This window comes from Actinomadura madurae (assembly GCF_900115095.1).
In the GTDB taxonomy this organism is placed as follows: Bacteria; Actinomycetota; Actinomycetes; order Streptosporangiales; family Streptosporangiaceae; genus Spirillospora; species Spirillospora madurae.
In genome coordinates this window covers 1-14871 of record NZ_FOVH01000011.1, presented here as the reverse complement: position 1 = coordinate 14871, position 14871 = coordinate 1, and the positions used below count along the sequence as shown (strand labels likewise).

Sequence of the window (14871 nt, the reverse complement as noted above, 5' to 3'; positions counted from 1 at the left end):
TCGCGGAGCCGATCCCGTCGAACAACCACGACAGGTTGTCCGTACACCAGTTCACCAGGCTGTCGAACCACTCACCGACCGGAACCCGGGGCAGCTCGACCGCTCTACTCACCGTCAACGCCACTGCCCTCCTTCGTCAGCGCGAGTTCCGGCTCGGCCACGACCTCCTCCACATGGGAGTTGATCGCACCCAGTGCCGCCAGCAGCGTCACCCGCGGGATCACGCCGAGCAGCGTCCCGTCCTCGTCGGCCACGGGGACCGGCAGGTCGCTCTCGGCGCACCGCACGAACAGGTCCGCGACCGGCGTGTCCGGCGACACCGGCGCCGGGTCCTCCGGGTCGACCAGCCCGTCCAGCGTCTGCACGTTCTCCTGCACCGCGTCGGCGATCACCGTCGCCCGCACCCGGCCGACCAGCTTCCGGTCCCGCTCGATCACGAACGCGGCCGACGTCTGGTGCTCGCGCATCGTCCGCAGCGCCGTCCGCGGACCCGTCGACGCCAGCACCGTCACGAGCGGCTTCTCCATCACCGAGGACGCCGTCAGCACCCTGGTACGGTCCACATCCGCGACGAACTGGGCGACGTAGTCGTTCGCGGGGTCGGTCAGGATCTCCTCGGCCGTGCCGATCTGCACGATCCGGCCCTCCCGCATGACCGCGATCCGGTCGCCGATGCGCATGGCCTCGTTCAGGTCGTGCGTGATGAACACGATCGTCTTGCCGAACCGCCCCTGCAGGTCGAGCAGCAGGTCCTGGACCTCCCGCCGGATCAGCGGGTCGAGCGCGCTGAACGCCTCGTCCATCAGGATGATGTCGGTGCCGGCCGTCAGCGCCCGCGCCAGCCCCACCCGCTGCTGCATCCCGCCCGACAGCTCCCGGGGGACCTTGCTCTCCCAACCCTCCAGGCCGACCAGGGCCAGGAACTCCCGGGCCTTCTTCTCTCGTTCCTCCTTCGGGACGCCGCGGACCTCCAGCCCGTACGCGGCGTTCGCCAGGACCGTCCGATGGGGGAACAGCGCGAAGTGCTGGAAGACCATGCTGACCTTGTTCTGCCGGAGCGCCCGCAGCGCCTTCGGCGACATCTTCGCGATGTCCTGGCCGTCGATCTCGACACTCCCGGACGTGACCCCGAGAAGCCCGTTCAGCATCCGGATGAGGGTCGACTTCCCCGACCCCGACAGGCCCATGACCACGAAGATCTCGCCCTGCCGGACCTCGAACGTGGCGTCCACCACCGCGGGGGTGACCCCTAGGTCGCGAACCGCCTGCAGGTCGGCGCCCGCCCTGAGTTTCCGCTGTGCCTCGCCCGCCTTACGGCCGAAGAGCTTGGTGACGCTTTCCGCGCGGAGTACTGACACGATCTCCTTCCGGGTTCCCACGTCAAAGCGCGGAAACGGGTCGCCCTGTCCGTCCGGGCGTCCGGAGTCTCATGCAAAGAGACTGTCAACCAGACGCCAACGTTGTGCGTCGCCCGAAACTACCCGTCCAGAGAACATGTTTCATCTTTTGGTGATCTCCGTCACGTTCAGGTCACGAACCGACTACACCTTCGTCCGATGGAAGTTCAGGTAGGACCGCGAGGGCGTCGGCCCCCGCTGGTCCTGGTACCGCGACCCGTACTTCGCCGACCCGTAGGGGTACTCCGCCGGCGAGCTCGTCCGGAACAGGCACATCTGCCCGATCTTCATCCCGGGCCACAACTTGATCGGCAGCGTCGCCACGTTCGACAGCTCCAGCGTCACGTGCCCGCTGAACCCCGGATCGATCCACCCGGCCGTCGAGTGCGTGAGCAGCCCCAACCGCCCCAGGCTGGACTTCCCCTCCAACCTGGCCGCCAGATCGTCGGGCAGCGCGAACACCTCGTACGTCGACGCCAGCACGAACTCCCCGGGATGCAGGACGAACGCCTCCTCGGGATCGACCTCCACCAGCCGCGTCAGATCCGGCTGCTCCACGGCCGGATCGATGTGCGGATACCTGTGGTTCTCGAACACCCGGAAGTACCGGTCCAGCCTCACGTCCACACTGGACGGCTGAACCATCCCCGGCTCATACGGGTCGATCTTCACCCGCCCGGACCCGAGCTCGGCCCTGATATCGCGATCGGAGAGCAGCACCCCGAAACGCTATCCCACACCCCACCCCACCCGGCGATCCGGTACAGTAACCACAGCATGGAGCCCCACCAGGGCCCCCACGCGGGTGTAGTTCAATGGTAGAACTTCAGCTTCCCAAGCTGACAGCGCGGGTTCGATTCCCGTCACCCGCTCCACCAAGAAGGCCCAGGCCAGGGAGTAAGTCCCCGCCTGGGCCTTGATCGTTTCAAAGCCCTTCACGGGCCCTCGTGCCATTAGCGTGCCATTAGCCCACCGGCACCAGGGCGCCGCCCGACCCGTCGTCCTCCTCGTCGCCGTCCTGCGTCCGCTCGGCCTGGACCAGCGCGTCAAACCCGTCCGCGATGGCCCGATCCGCCTTGGCCGATCGGTGCTGGTACCGGAGCGCGGCCCGCTCGTTGTCGTGCCCCATGCGCGCCATGAGGTTGCGCAGCGAGACGCCCATGTCTGCCGCCAACGTGTTGCCGGTATGCCGAAGGTCGTGGAAGTGCAGATTCGGCACCCCCAACGAGCTGACGACGTGGCTCCACCGGGTCAGCTTGTTGAAGCCGCTACGCCGCAGCGGCCCGCCCTTGATCCCCGTGAAGACGAGGGCATCAGCACCCGGCCGAACGTACTTGTCCAAGTGGGCGACCAGGTGAGGAACGATCGCAGCCGGAATAGAGACGGTGCGCATCCCTGCTCGTGACTTGGTCGGCCCGAGGATCATCTCCCCGGTTGCCCGCTCGACGTAAGCGCCCCGTACCCGGACGGTGCGGTTCACGGTGTCGATGTCGCAGCGTCGTAGCGCCGTGACCTCGCCCCATCGAAGACTGGCGAACCCGGCAAGCAGGATCAGCGCCCGAAGCCGGTCGTCCTGGACCACGTCGGCGCGCCCCTCCTCGGCGAGCTTCCACAGCGCCCGCTCAGCCTCCAGGCGCGTCCCGAAGGAGCCCGGGAAACGGCGCATGACGCCGTCTTTGACCTGATAGCGCAGCCGGTACTCGCCCGAGTCCAGCTTCCGGATGTTGCCCACCGGCCGCACGCCGACCCGTTCGGCCAACTCGAAGACCTGAGCAACCGTGAGGGTCGGGCGTTCGGGCGCATCCTCGGTACCGGCCCCACGCACGCGGCAAGGGTTCCGAGTGAGGATCTTGTCCTCGTCGACGGCCGTCATGAGGACGCCCCGCAGCAGCCGATACGCCTTTGCGCGCGAGGTCGCCGAGACCCCGGCATCAGCCAGCGTCGACAGCCAGTCCCGGATCATCGGCGTACTGAGCTGGCCGAGCGCGACCGCCCCGAGGTGCGGCGTGATGTGCTTGCGCAGCAGCCAGGCATACAGTTCCCGTGTACGGGGCCGGAGGTTCTGACGCTGCTCTATCCACTTGGCGGCATAGTCGCCGAGCTTGACCTTGCCCCGGTCTGGATCAGTCCACTCCCCGCCGAGTATCTGCCCCTCGATCAGCGTGAGCGCGCGTTCGGCATCGCGTTTGGTGGCGAACGTGTTCGGAGCGGTGCGGACGCGCCCGTCAGGGCCGGGGTACCGCGCTTGGAACCGGCCCGAGGGGAGCTTGCGGACGTTGCCGAACCGGCGGTGCCCGTCTCTGTTCGCCATTAGGCAGCCCTCCAGACGTCGGAGGCGGTCATGGGCTCGACCAGGCCGCCCGCGATGTACTCGCGGAGCGCCGATTCGGGGATGCGGACGTGTCCGCGCCTGCCAGGTTCGCCGAGGCGGACGAAGCGGATTCGCCGCTCAGCGATGAGCCGCCGCGGGAACCGTTCGGAGGTCGACAGGACCTCGGCCGCCTCAGCGACGGTCAGCAGTCGTTCACCCAGGTTGATCGGGGACACCTCAGCCTTTGCCTTGCTCATGCGGCTTTCCTGTCTGTCGATGCGGGAGGCGGTAGGGGTCTTCCGGTGAGCGCGGCCGTGACGAGCGCTTCGCCGCGTGTGAGGCCCTGGCTGTGGAAGCGCCATTCGCCGATGGCGAGGATCAGGTCAGGGTCTTGGTCGTCGGGCGGTTGCCAGCCGGGGTGCTGTTCGCGGACGTAGGCGATGCGTGCGGCCCGCAGGGCGCCGAGGGTGGTGGAGTAGCGGCGTGACTTGGTGGAGAAGTGGCCGCGGAACCCGAGCATGTGAGCCCACTGGACGAGCCGGAGGTCTGCGAACTCCTCCAGGGCACCCAAGATCAGGCATGCGCTCATGAGCCGCCGGGCGTGCGGCGTGATCGGTAGCTCGTCCAGGTCGTCAGCGGGATGAAGCCGCCGGTCGAGGGTGCCGACGCATTCGGCGGCTTTGGTGGCGTACTTGGCGATGTAGCCCGCTACGGCCTGTTGGGTGAGCGCACCCGAGGAGGTGATGGCCCGGATGTCGACTTGCGCGCCCCAGGTCAGCGACCGTGCCCGGATGCCGGGGGCGGCCGGAGTGGTGACCGAGACGGCGCCGGCGGCGTGCTTGACGGCGTCTTCCAGGAGTTGGACGGTGGCCCAACCGGGCGGGGGTGTGGTGGGGCCGTCGGGGCCGTCGAAGCGGATGACGGCGTGGAAGTGGACGACGCCGCGCCGTTGGTATTCGGCGACCTTGGCGAAGGAGACCGCCAGCGTCTCGCGGAACTCCTTTTGTGTGAGCCCGGCCGCTTTGGCCAGGTAGCGGCGCAGTGCGAGCGTGAAGCGGCGCCACAGTTCCGGGGCCATGGCGTTAAACATGACCGACCCGGCGTAGTCGTAGCAGTCGGGGCACAGCGGTTCGCCGAGCCGGGGGTCGTCGGCGGAGTGCCGGGCGGTGCAGGAGGCCGTCACGCCGTGCGGGCACGGTGTGGCGTCCCGCCGGGGGTGGCAGCGCTCGACCCGTCCGCCGTTGCGTTCCCGGCGTGTGTGGACGGGGCCGAAGGAGGGCGCGGTCAGGGTGACGAAGGCGGCCGGGTGACCGGAGACGGTTTCGGGGATGCCTTTGCCGCCTGCCAGGCCCGCGCGGATGAGTTGGTAGGTGTCGGCCCGGTAGATCTCGGCGCAGGCCGGGCAGCGGGAGGCCCGCCGGGTCTTGCACGCCACTGGAAGCGCGCCGTCCGGCTCACGGTCGGTGGTGTAGTGGTGCAGCAGTTCCCCGGTACCGGTGTGGACGTGGCTGACGGTGCCGGTCAGGAACACCGGTTGCGCGCAGCCGCCGGTAGCGCGGGCACGAGCGGCCCAGCGCTCGAAGTCGGGCCGGTCGATGATCTTGGCCATCAGTCGGGCGTCCTGCGGTGTGAGGGCAGGGTGGGGCACGATGAAGGGGTCTCCTTACCGGTTTCGTGCGGGTGAAGGGGATGGCCCCCGACGTGACGGCGTGACTTGGCGGTTGAGCGGTCACGCCGGGGGCGCTCAGGGCTATTGGCAGTTGCCGAGGCCCTGGCAGTGCGGGCAGGTGTCGCCGTAGGAGTCCAGGCCGGTCCCGCCGCAGTTGCAGCACTGCCACCACTGGCCGACCGAGGGGAGCGGGCGCGGGAAGGCGATGGCCGATCCGGTCGCCGAGTCCTGCGCGGTCACCTCGGTCGAGCCGCAGGCCGAGCACGAGGGGCCGCCCCGCAGGCTGAGCAGGGTCACCCAGTGCAGACCGCCAGCGGTGAGGTTGCAGGCCCGGCAGCGAAGCCGCCACGTCGTCGGGTTCTGGTCGGTCATCAGGCCACCCGCCCACTGATCTCGCTGTGGCCCTGGTCGCTGCGCTGGCCGGTGTCCAGGGTGATGTTGTCCCAGTAGCTGTCGCGGGCGTGGTACTCCTCGTGGCGCCGCTGGGGGATGTGGACGATGCGGTAGGAGACGCGGCCGAAGGTGCGGGTTGCGGTGTAGTGCCCGCCCCGGCCGGTGTCGTCGGCGACGTCGACGCCCAGCAGCGCCGCCGTGGCGTCGACCAGCGCGACCGCCGAGGCGTCATCGGCCCGGACGCTGACGATGAGGTCGTGGCCGAACTCGTTGACCGGCACGTCCGGGTTGGCTTCCAGGAAGACGGCCAGGGCGCGCAGGCCGAGAATGATCTGGTGCCGGGCGAACAGGTCACCGGGCACCACCGGAGCGGCCGGACGGGTCGAGTTCGAAGGCGTGGTCATGGCAGGTTCCTCCAGCAAGTCAGGAGACGGGCACGGTTGCTTGGTTGCGGATCTGGCGGAGCAGGTCAGAGGCGAGCTGGTTGGAGACCCCGAGCCGGGCGCGCAACGCATCCCGGGTGATGGGCCGCCCGTGCTCGGTTTCGTGTTCGGTGGCGACCCGGCGGGCGAAGTCGACCAGCGGCCCCGCCGGAGCCGACGAGGACGAGTCGGACGAGGCGGACGCGGGCGCCGTCGAGGTGGGGCGTTCGGTCGGGACGGGGATGGAGGTCTGTCCGTCCTGCTCGTCCTCGCCCTGGTCCTGGTCGTCCTGGTCGCGGGGGACGGGCGCGGTAGCAGCGGCGGCCGTGGGGTGCTCCCAGACCACCCACGGGGACGAGGCCGGGTCCGGCGGGGACGGGACGGACAGCGCCCCGGACGAGGACCGCGACGGAGACGGGGACGGTTCGGGACGGCCGAAGGAGTCCGGGACGGGCAGCGGACGAGCCGCCGGGCGGGTGCCGGCTTTGCGGCGTTCCAGCATCGAGACGGCGACCAGGAACGCGCCCGCCGGGGTCCCTGCGGTGATCCAGCCCCAGACCGAGGGGTCGGCTTGCGCGAGGTTGGCGGCGAGGGAGAGCAGGATGCCGCCGATCAGGACGAGGGTCGGCCATGACAGGCGCCCGGTGTCTCGTCCGGTGCGCTTGTCTCGCTGGCGCTCTCCGGCTGCCATGACGCAGGTCAGGTCGATGCACACCGCGATGGCCCAGGCCATCCAGCCGTGTTGACCGTGTTCGGTGGCGGTGTCGCGGATGTGGGTGAACGACCCCGCCGCCGCGATCCCCGCCAGGACCACGACCGGCCCGGAGTCGGCCACCGCGCCGAAGACGCGCCGGGTCATGCCGCCCGCCGGGTGTCGACGAGGGCCAGCAGCGCGACCATTTCGGGGTCGCAGTGGTGGGTGTCGGCCCACTGGTCGGCCTCAGCCGAGGACGAGGAGGCGAACGACTCGGCGCACTGCTGGCACCGGGCGATGTGCAGGGACCGGAACTCGTCCCACTCGACGCCGACCGGCCACACGTCCCAGGACGACACTGGCGACGGCCGGGACGAGCCCGAGGACGGCGACCAGGACGAGGACGGCGAGGACGAGTCCGGGGACGGGGACGGGACGGCGACGAACCGAGGGCGAGGACGGGGACTAAGGACACGGATACGGGCAACCATTGGGCAGCCTCCCGGGATGGTTTCGGGCATAGGTCGGGTAGGGACGTGGTGTGATCAGGGCTCACGCCGAGCCGGAGAAGAGGAGAAGGAGAGAACCGCCTATGCGGCAGGAGTGATCGGGACGGAGCCGATGAGGTCGCCCCAGTCCGGGGTCAGGTACGCGTAGGTGTGGGCGGCTTCCTCGGCCTGGCTTTCGGGGACGTACACCGACCGGGCGCGGTGCCAGGCGCCGTCTTGCCCGGCGACGATGCACACGCCCGGGGTCTCGGCGGGGATGGCGCGGGCGGCGTCCAGGGCGGCCGGGTCCAGGTCGCCGAGCGTCATGTTCGCCGTCTCCGGGTCGTTGACCCGATGGCACACCCGCCCGGACAGTTGCGCGCGGAGCGCGGTGACACCGGGGCCGAGGTCAGACCCGATGCGCTGCCCGCACACGATCAGGTAGACGGCGAACGCGCGGCCGAGCTGCGCGACGCGCAGCAGCGCGGTAGCGGTCCGCGACACTTCCTCCTTCTCGGACTTGTCGGCCATCAGGAACAGTTCGGCGACCTCGTCCACCAGGACCACGACCGGCACCGGCCGCAGGTCTTCCGGGAGCGTCCAGACGTTGCGGGCGCCGTGCGCGCGGCAGGTGGCCATGCGGTTCTCGACCTCGCCGACCAGGTCGGACAGCAGGTCGACCGACTCTTTGCGGGTGGTGGCCAGCGCCGACAACCGCGGCGCGTAGGGGGTGAACTCGACGCCGCCCTTGAGGTCGAAGCCGACGAGGGCGACCGGTTGCGGCGCCAGGCCCTTGATGAGGGCGTTGGCGAGGTTGGACTTGCCGGACTGTGTCGCCCCGGCGTTGAGCCAGTGCGGCACGGTGCGAAAGTCGATCAGCCAGTCACGGCCGTTCTCCAGCTTGCCGGGACGGACCGTGAGAAGCTCACCGGTTTCGGGTTCGGTGACCACGTCGACCAGGGGGTCACGCATGGTGGCCCACAGGGTGACGTAGCCGGGCCGGACGTCGACCACCCGCACCGAGTGCACCCGCCAGGCGTGCGCGATGCCCTCCGCCGCGCGTTCGTAGTCGGCCGGGACTTGGCCGTCATGCAGTCGCAGCCGCATCCGCCACCCCAGCCGGGTGGGACGCAGGATGCCGAGGCGGGGAGCGCGTTCGACGTCGACGCGGCGCACCCGCCGCTTGTGCTCGACCACCGTCGCAGCGGACCGGGAGGCAGGCCCGACCACGGGGATGGCGTAGAGGGTGAGCCGGAACCGGCGCCGGTTGCGGGTGAGCTTGCAGCCCGAGGCGATGTGATGCCACGTCAGGTACACGAGCACCGCCCGGAGCTGGAAGCCGACGCCGTACCAGAACGAGGCCGGGTGGTACCGGCGCCAGGCCCAGAGCCCGGCCGCCGCAGCGGCCAGGACCCCGAGCACCACAAGCAGATCAGTCATCACGGCCGCCGATCAGGCCACGCCCGCCGCAGCGGACGAGTCCGACGACCCCGACGACGCGGAGGCCGGGGGCGGAGCGACCGCGGAGACGGGCGCGATGCGGTCGGCGCGGTAGGCGACGCCCCAGCGCTTCTCACCGCCCAAGACCGCCTCCCACGGGAACGCCACCAGCCCGACCGGCGTCACCACCTCCCCGATCGTCACCGACTGGTCCCCGACGACCGCCACGTTGAGCAGGTCCACCCGCCCCATCGCGTCGGCCGCCGACAGACCCACCGTGAACACGGTCTGCCCGTTGCGGTCGGTCTTCACCTCCCCGGTCTCCTGGTTCACCAGCTTGGGACGCGGCGGCGACACGCACACGAACGTCAGCGCCGACAGGTCCACCGGGATGTTTCGCACGTCAGCCTCCAGGCCATCGATTGCTTCCTACGTTCCTAGGTTACATAGGAAAGTAGGTAGGTCAAGCAATAGACAGAAACTTTCCTAGGAACCCACGAACCTAAGTCAGGCGGTTATGCTGCTGACATGGGAAAACCTGGTGCAGCGGACCGACGGAAGGTCTACGTCCGCATCGCTGACGAACTGCGGAAGGACATCGCCGCAGGGCGCTACCCAGTAGGCGAAGCCCTACCGTCCATAGCGAAGCTGGGGGAGCGGTTCGGCGCGGCCGGGGCCACGGTAGAGCGTGCCCTCGCAGTCCTGCGGGAAGAGAACATCATCATGAGTCGGCAGGGCACGCCGAGCGTCGTCACGAGGCGGCCGGAGCAAGAGACAGCAGCCGAACCCTCTGGAGAGACAGACGAAGGCCCAAGCGAAGAGTTCACTCTCCTCTTCGGCCAACTCCAGGAGATCCGGGAGCATGTCCGCCGTCTCAGTGAGAAGGTCCATGACCTGGACGAGCGAACGAGGGACCTCTAGGACAAGCCCCGCCGCCAGTCGTCGCGCCCGCCCCGGACAGCGACGACCGCGCAGCACAGGAACTCACGGTGCCCCACCGTCCCCCGTGCCGCACGGCCGTCACGGCCGTCACGGCCATGGCCACCCGTCAGGATGCGTGATGGCCATGACCAGCTCGCGAACTGATGCCGCTTCCACCAGGCGCCACCCGCGGTCACAGCGCACCAGCGCCCATAACGAGCGGGTGTAATGGCCTCGCCAGCACGTGACCCCGAAGCGGTCCGAGATCTCGGCGAGGGCCGCCGCGGCGTCCATCAGGCCCCGTCCGTCCTCCAGGCCGAGTCCGCCGCCGCGATCCACCGATCTAGCGACGTCGTCACCCGCAGCGCTGCCCGGTCCACATCCGAGCAGGGCGCGAGCAGTTCCCCGGTACTGGACCGGTACCACCAGCCGCCATCCCCGCCGACGACGGTGACGCTCTCGCCCAGGCTCGCAACCTCGGCGAAGCGCATTCGCAGCATGGGCAAGGTCTCGGTGTAACGGCGCTCCACCGTCCAGCCTCGCCGCCGCAGGGCACGGGCGAGCCGGTTCAGCAGCCGCCGCGCGGTGAACGGCCGAGGCGGCGCGGCCAGTGCATCCGGGGGGATAAGCACCCGCCGCGCCGCCTCAGCCTCCCCCCGGGCCGCCCCACCCGGCGCAGGGACGGCCCCGATCGGGGACGGCGGCGGGGTCCACGCCACCATCACCAGGCCCTTTTCATCACCGGACGGTCCGCGCGGTCCCGCTCCTGCACGAGCGCCTCACGCAGCGCCGCAGAGTCCGACCGGATGACCGTGAGGTCGACGCCGGCGGCCGAGTCATGCAGCGTCGCGACCCAGTCGCCAGGACGCCCGTCCCAGCGCCGAGCCCGCCAGATCCGATGCCCGGTGAACTCCTCCCGAAGCCGACGAAGCGCCGGGTCATCGTTGTGCGCACGCGTTTCCATTGCACGGTTCCTCAGTGAAGTGACTCGTCTCAGGCTGCCCCGGTCTCACGAGCCGGGATGGCCGTCCCGGCCCGGTGAACCCGGGCCGTGATCTGCTGTGTCCGAGCGCGGAGTTCATCGAGTTCGGCAGTGATCTCGGCGAGTTCTGCGAGCAGGAGCTGACGCTCTTCCTCGCTCAGCCCGCCGGGCCGCCCCGTGGCATTGCTGCGCAGACGCGGCGTGGAGAGCCGCACCACCTTGTCTTCCGAACGCACACGACCGCTCATGCCAACCACGGTGTCGTGTTGAGCAAGCCGTTCCCATGTCCAGGCACCGACGTAGCACTGAACTTGTCCTGCACCCGCCCCTGTGAGCAGCCCATACCTACTGACACACTGAGATCCATGGCTGAACTCAACGGCGTACCTGTCACCCCGGATGAGCTCAAAGCGCTAGCTCTCGTGAACTACGGCCACTTCACGTCGATGCGTATGGAAAATCAGCGCATCAGAGGCTTTTCGCACCATCTAGAGCGACTTGTCCGAGACTGTCGAGTTCTGTTCGGGCACGAGCTGGACCGTCAACAGGTCCGGGAGTACGTCAGACAGGCCACCGCCGGACGAGACGGCGCGTTCGTCGTCCGTGTGACGATCTACGACCCCAACCTCGAACTAGGCCACCCCGGAGCCCAAGCCGAGCCCAAGGTACTCGTCACGACCCGGCCAGCCGGAACATGGCCCATGTCCCCGCTTCGGGTGCAATCGGTCCCCTACGTTCGCGACCTGCCCGAACAGAAGCACGTCGGCCTGTTTGGCGCCCTGTGGCACCGCCGTAACGCCCAACTCGACGGATTCGACGATTGCGTTTTCACTGACCCGGAGCTGTACCTCTCAGAGGGGGCAACGTGGAACATCGGCTTTTTCGACGGACAGCAAGTCATCTGGCCTAACGCCGAAGTTCTCCCCGGCGTGACGATGCGCCTACTCCACCAGGTGCACGACGCGACATCCCTTGGCCCCGTCAACCTCTCCGACCTGCCACGCATGGAAGCCGCGTTCGCCACCAACACAGCCTTTGGCGTACGAGCGATCACGGCCATCAACGAAGTGGAGTTCCCGGACGCGCACCCGATCTTCGAGACCCTCCGCAAGGAATACGAAGAGATCCCCGCCGAAGCCGTCTGAGCACCGCCCCGCTACGGAGAGCACCACATGCCCCCCACAGTCTCACGCTGGACCGGCAAGGAAGCCCGCGCCCTACGGGAAGCCAAGCGCGTCAGTCAGGTGGAGTTCGCCGCGGAACTCGGCGTCAGCGAACGAATGATCGTCCGATGGGAGAAGGGGAACGTCACTCCCCGCCCCATCAACCAGCAGGGCCTAGACACCATCCTGGCGGCCTGTAGCCCCGACGTGCAGGCCCGCTTCGCCGAGATGATCGGCTTGACGGCCGCGACCACGCCCGCACAGTATCCGGGCGTGTCCTCAGAACAGCCAGCAGGCCCCCAGTCAGAGCCGGACGTGCCCATCGGTGACGAAGACCAGGTCAGGCACCCGATCGACGGGAAGTTGATGACGCTGGTCCCGGCCGGCGTCTACTTCGCAGGCGAGAACAGCGAACCCGTGTACCTCCCGGCGTTCTACATCGATGTGTTCCCCACCACAAACGCCGACTACGCCCGGTTCGTCGCAGCGACCGACTACAAGCCGCCACAGCACTGGGAGACCGGCGACATCCCCGATGGACTCGACAACCACCCGGTCGTGTTCGTCACATGGCACGACGCCCACGCCTACGCCCAGTGGTCCGCCAAGGCCCTCCCCAGCGCCCAGCAGTGGGAGAAGGCAGCCCGAGGTACCCGAGGCGAGATCTACCCCTGGGGCAACCAGCGGACCCCAGCGAAGGTCAACTGCCGAGAGGGTGGGAAGCGCAGCACGACCCCCGTTGACTGCTACGCAAGCGGCGTGAGCCCGTACGGCGTCTACGACATGTGCGGCAACACCTGGGACTGGTGCTCGACCGAGACCGAGCCCGGCCGCTACGAGCTGAAGGGGAGCGCGTTCACAAGCCCCTTCCTCCGCTGCGCACCCGCCACGTTCAACGACGCCTCAGCAGACATGCTCGACGACGACACCGGCTTTCGCTGTGTGACCCCAGCCGAGACCATGCGAGCCCTGCTCAACGTGCGAGGCCAGTCAGCCACCTGACGACCAGCGCGCCGGTTGTCTAGTCCCAGGAGATGCTTGACGTTTTGGTCCCAGGACATGCTTGACGGATGTTCTAGGAATCATGGGGCGGCCTTGCGGGGCCGGTGAGCCTTGATGCTTCGGACGGGCTGGGTGGTGGTCCGGCGGACCGTCCGCACGTCGTCGTCGCCCAGTTCGATGGCCAGGGTGGTGTCGGCGACGTGGATGGTCACCACCCGGCCGGCGTGCAGGCGGCCCAGTGCGATCTTTTGCCCGGTGACCATGACCACGCCGCTGTTGCTGGCCCGCCGCTGAACGGTGACCGGTTCGGTGCGGGGCCGGGGCGGTGGACCGGCCCGCCGTAGTCCGCGCAGCGCCTGGACCTGGTCGGGTGTGAACGGGTTGGGGCGGGTGCGCAGCAGTTCGCGGGTTTGGGGGTCGAAGAACATCAGGGTGGCGGGTTCGATGCGGATGCCGACGCGGCGGCCGCGCAGGATCTCTGCGGCCAGCACCATGCGGCCGCCCAGGCCGACGTTGCCGTCCTTGTTGACGGTCCGGTCGACCTCTCCCGCCTCGCCGTCTTCGGGTGGCGGCAACGGGGGTGGCCCGGCTTTGCGGGCTCCGCGGGCGGCCAGTGCGGTCAGGTCGGCGGTCGACAGGTGTGAGCGCACGGATTTGATCCGGGACCCGGCGTTGAGCAGGTGGATGACATCGGTGTCGGCCCAGAACGTCACCGTGACACCGGCCTGGGCGGGGCCGAGCCAGAACTGGCGACCGGCCACGAACATGTTCCCGCTGGCCGGAACGGTTCGTTCGAACTCCACTGCCCCGCCGTCCCACACCCTTATCTGGGCGGCTTGCGCCTGCACATCGGTGCCGGCAGGGTCGGCGGGTTCGGCTTCTTGGGCGGCCGGTGGGACGGCGGCCAGGCGGACCGCGGCGGGCAGCCGCAACGGCAGCAGCTCCTGCTCGCCCTGGGCGGTGCGGGTGTCGAACCGGTCGGCCGGGAACGCCATGCCCAACGATTGATGCGGGCGGCGGGTGTTGTATTCGACCACCCAGCCCGCCACTGCAGCCCGGGCCGCAGGCAGGTCATCGAACGGCACCGCGTCATCCAGCAGCTCTCGCCGCAGACTCTGGTGGAACCGCTCGACCTTGCCCGTCGTGGTCGGTGAGCGAGGCTGCGTCAGCCGGTGCACGATGCCGTTGTCCCGGCAGATCCGGTCGAACAGCACCTCACCGCCATGCCCGAACCGGTCGGTGAACTGCTTGCCGTTATCGGTCAGCACCTCACCCGGCACCCCGAACTCACGCAACGCCGCCGCGAACGCCAGGCACACCGCCCGGCCCGTCGCCCGCGGCACCACCTCAGCGATCACACAGAACCGCGAATGGTCATCCACCCCGGTGACCACCTTGCACTCCGACCCATTGGCCAACAACACCCCGCCGACGATGTCCATCTGCCACAACGCCATCGGCTCCTCGCGCTCCCAGCGGCGAAACTCCTCCCGCTTGCGGCGCCGCCGGCCCGGCTCGATCAACCCATGCCGCACCAGCGCCCGATGCACGCCCATCCGCGACGGCACCGGCACCACACCCAGCCGACCGATCTCATGCACGATCCGCACCGGACCCCACCGCGGATGCTCCCGCCGCAGCTCACACACCACGGCCTCCACCTGCGCACTCATCTGACCCGGCGAAGACACCGGACGCCGGGACCGATCAGCCAGCCCCGCCAGCCCCTCAGCCCGATAACGCTTCACCCAGGCATGCACGCTCTGACGCGACACCCCGAACCGGGCCGCCACCTCGATCACCGGCACCCCCGCCAGCACCTGCAGCACCGCCCGATACCGCTGCTCCACCACCGACAACTCGACCAGGCCCAATCCCGGCCTCCCTGACACGCGACGCCCGCAAACGAACACGCGACAGCCAAGCCGAACAGGCACCCGTCAAGCATGTGATGGGACAGAGATGTCAAGCATGTCCCGGGACAGGACA

The 14871-nt window shown here is 69.1% G+C and carries 18 protein-coding genes and 1 tRNA gene; 4 read left to right on the top strand and 15 right to left on the bottom strand.

Annotation, left to right across the window (positions count from 1 at the left end; genetic code table 11):
• Positions 1-104: 104 nt before the first annotated feature.
• Together BM339_RS27795 and dcd are read right to left on the bottom strand one after the other, a co-directional pair.
• The gene (locus BM339_RS27795) at positions 105-1358 is read right to left on the bottom strand and encodes a quaternary amine ABC transporter ATP-binding protein (RefSeq protein WP_075022945.1); all 1254 of its coding nucleotides are present in this window, start codon (positions 1356-1358) and stop codon (positions 105-107) included.
• Between the two features lie 183 nt (positions 1359-1541).
• Positions 1542-2117, bottom strand: a complete 576-nt coding sequence (gene dcd / locus BM339_RS27790) for a dCTP deaminase (RefSeq protein ID WP_024935867.1) — start codon at positions 2115-2117, stop codon at positions 1542-1544.
• 81 nt (positions 2118-2198) lie between these two features.
• On the opposite strand from dcd, the gene BM339_RS27785 reads away from it, so the two are divergent.
• Positions 2199-2272 (top strand) — tRNA-Gly (locus BM339_RS27785).
• Positions 2273-2361: 89 nt separating this feature from the next.
• Here BM339_RS27785 and BM339_RS27780 read toward each other — a convergent pair.
• The 9 genes from BM339_RS27780 to BM339_RS27740 form a co-directional block, all read right to left on the bottom strand.
• On the bottom strand, positions 2362-3708 hold the full coding sequence (locus BM339_RS27780; protein ID WP_075022760.1) for a tyrosine-type recombinase/integrase: 1347 nt from the start codon (positions 3706-3708) through the stop codon (positions 2362-2364).
• Positions 3708-3965: an excisionase family DNA-binding protein gene (locus tag BM339_RS27775; protein WP_218163781.1), complete on the bottom strand. Its 258-nt coding sequence runs from the start codon at positions 3963-3965 to the stop codon at positions 3708-3710. Before BM339_RS27775 ends, BM339_RS27780 begins: the two co-directional genes overlap by 1 nt.
• A complete protein-coding gene (locus BM339_RS27770; protein ID WP_256255478.1) occupies positions 3962-5356 on the bottom strand; it encodes a replication initiator in 1395 nt (464 codons plus the stop codon). The genes BM339_RS27775 and BM339_RS27770 overlap by 4 nt, the downstream gene beginning before the upstream one ends.
• 102 nt (positions 5357-5458) lie before the next feature.
• On the bottom strand, positions 5459-5749 hold the full coding sequence (locus BM339_RS27765; protein ID WP_075022758.1) for a hypothetical protein: 291 nt from the start codon (positions 5747-5749) through the stop codon (positions 5459-5461).
• The gene (locus BM339_RS27760; protein ID WP_075022757.1) at positions 5749-6174 is read right to left on the bottom strand and encodes a hypothetical protein; all 426 of its coding nucleotides are present in this window, start codon (positions 6172-6174) and stop codon (positions 5749-5751) included. Before BM339_RS27760 ends, BM339_RS27765 begins: the two co-directional genes overlap by 1 nt.
• A gap of 19 nt (positions 6175-6193) precedes the next feature.
• The gene (locus BM339_RS27755) at positions 6194-7051 is read right to left on the bottom strand and encodes a DUF2637 domain-containing protein (protein WP_075022756.1); all 858 of its coding nucleotides are present in this window, start codon (positions 7049-7051) and stop codon (positions 6194-6196) included.
• On the bottom strand, positions 7048-7230 hold the full coding sequence (locus tag BM339_RS27750) for a hypothetical protein (RefSeq protein ID WP_143118622.1): 183 nt from the start codon (positions 7228-7230) through the stop codon (positions 7048-7050). Before BM339_RS27750 ends, BM339_RS27755 begins: the two co-directional genes overlap by 4 nt.
• A gap of 246 nt (positions 7231-7476) precedes the next feature.
• Entirely contained in the window at positions 7477-8814 is a 1338-nt protein-coding gene (locus tag BM339_RS27745) for an FtsK/SpoIIIE domain-containing protein (protein WP_075022754.1), read from the bottom strand.
• A gap of 12 nt (positions 8815-8826) precedes the next feature.
• Positions 8827-9216, bottom strand: coding sequence for an SCO3933 family regulatory protein (locus BM339_RS27740; protein ID WP_075022753.1), 390 nt, complete (start codon positions 9214-9216; stop codon positions 8827-8829).
• Between the two features lie 126 nt (positions 9217-9342).
• Between BM339_RS27740 and BM339_RS27735 the strand changes: the two genes are divergently transcribed.
• Positions 9343-9735, top strand: a complete 393-nt coding sequence (locus tag BM339_RS27735) for a GntR family transcriptional regulator (protein ID WP_075022752.1) — start codon at positions 9343-9345, stop codon at positions 9733-9735.
• A 293-nt stretch (positions 9736-10028) separates the two neighbouring features.
• Here BM339_RS27735 and BM339_RS27725 read toward each other — a convergent pair whose 3' ends face one another.
• The 3 genes from BM339_RS27725 to BM339_RS27715 all read right to left on the bottom strand — a co-directional run bounded on the left by BM339_RS27725 (position 10029) and on the right by BM339_RS27715 (position 10965).
• Complete coding sequence (locus BM339_RS27725; RefSeq protein WP_143118621.1) at positions 10029-10367, bottom strand: hypothetical protein; 339 nt, start codon at positions 10365-10367, stop codon at positions 10029-10031.
• Between the two features lie 89 nt (positions 10368-10456).
• Entirely contained in the window at positions 10457-10699 is a 243-nt protein-coding gene (locus BM339_RS27720) for a hypothetical protein (RefSeq protein WP_075022749.1), read from the bottom strand.
• A gap of 29 nt (positions 10700-10728) precedes the next feature.
• Positions 10729-10965, bottom strand: a complete 237-nt coding sequence (locus tag BM339_RS27715) for a hypothetical protein (protein WP_143118620.1) — start codon at positions 10963-10965, stop codon at positions 10729-10731.
• Between the two features lie 117 nt (positions 10966-11082).
• Between BM339_RS27715 and BM339_RS27710 the strand changes: the two genes are divergently transcribed.
• Both BM339_RS27710 and BM339_RS27705 read left to right on the top strand, forming a co-directional pair.
• Positions 11083-11862, top strand: a complete 780-nt coding sequence (locus BM339_RS27710; protein WP_075022747.1) for an aminotransferase class IV family protein — start codon at positions 11083-11085, stop codon at positions 11860-11862.
• A 27-nt stretch (positions 11863-11889) separates the two neighbouring features.
• Complete coding sequence (locus tag BM339_RS27705) at positions 11890-12882, top strand: SUMF1/EgtB/PvdO family nonheme iron enzyme (protein ID WP_075022746.1); 993 nt, start codon at positions 11890-11892, stop codon at positions 12880-12882.
• 80 nt (positions 12883-12962) lie between these two features.
• Here the strand turns inward: BM339_RS27705 and BM339_RS27700 are convergent, their stop codons facing one another.
• Positions 12963-14741: an IS481 family transposase gene (locus tag BM339_RS27700; RefSeq protein WP_143118649.1), complete on the bottom strand. Its 1779-nt coding sequence runs from the start codon at positions 14739-14741 to the stop codon at positions 12963-12965.
• Positions 14742-14871 lie beyond the last annotated feature (130 nt).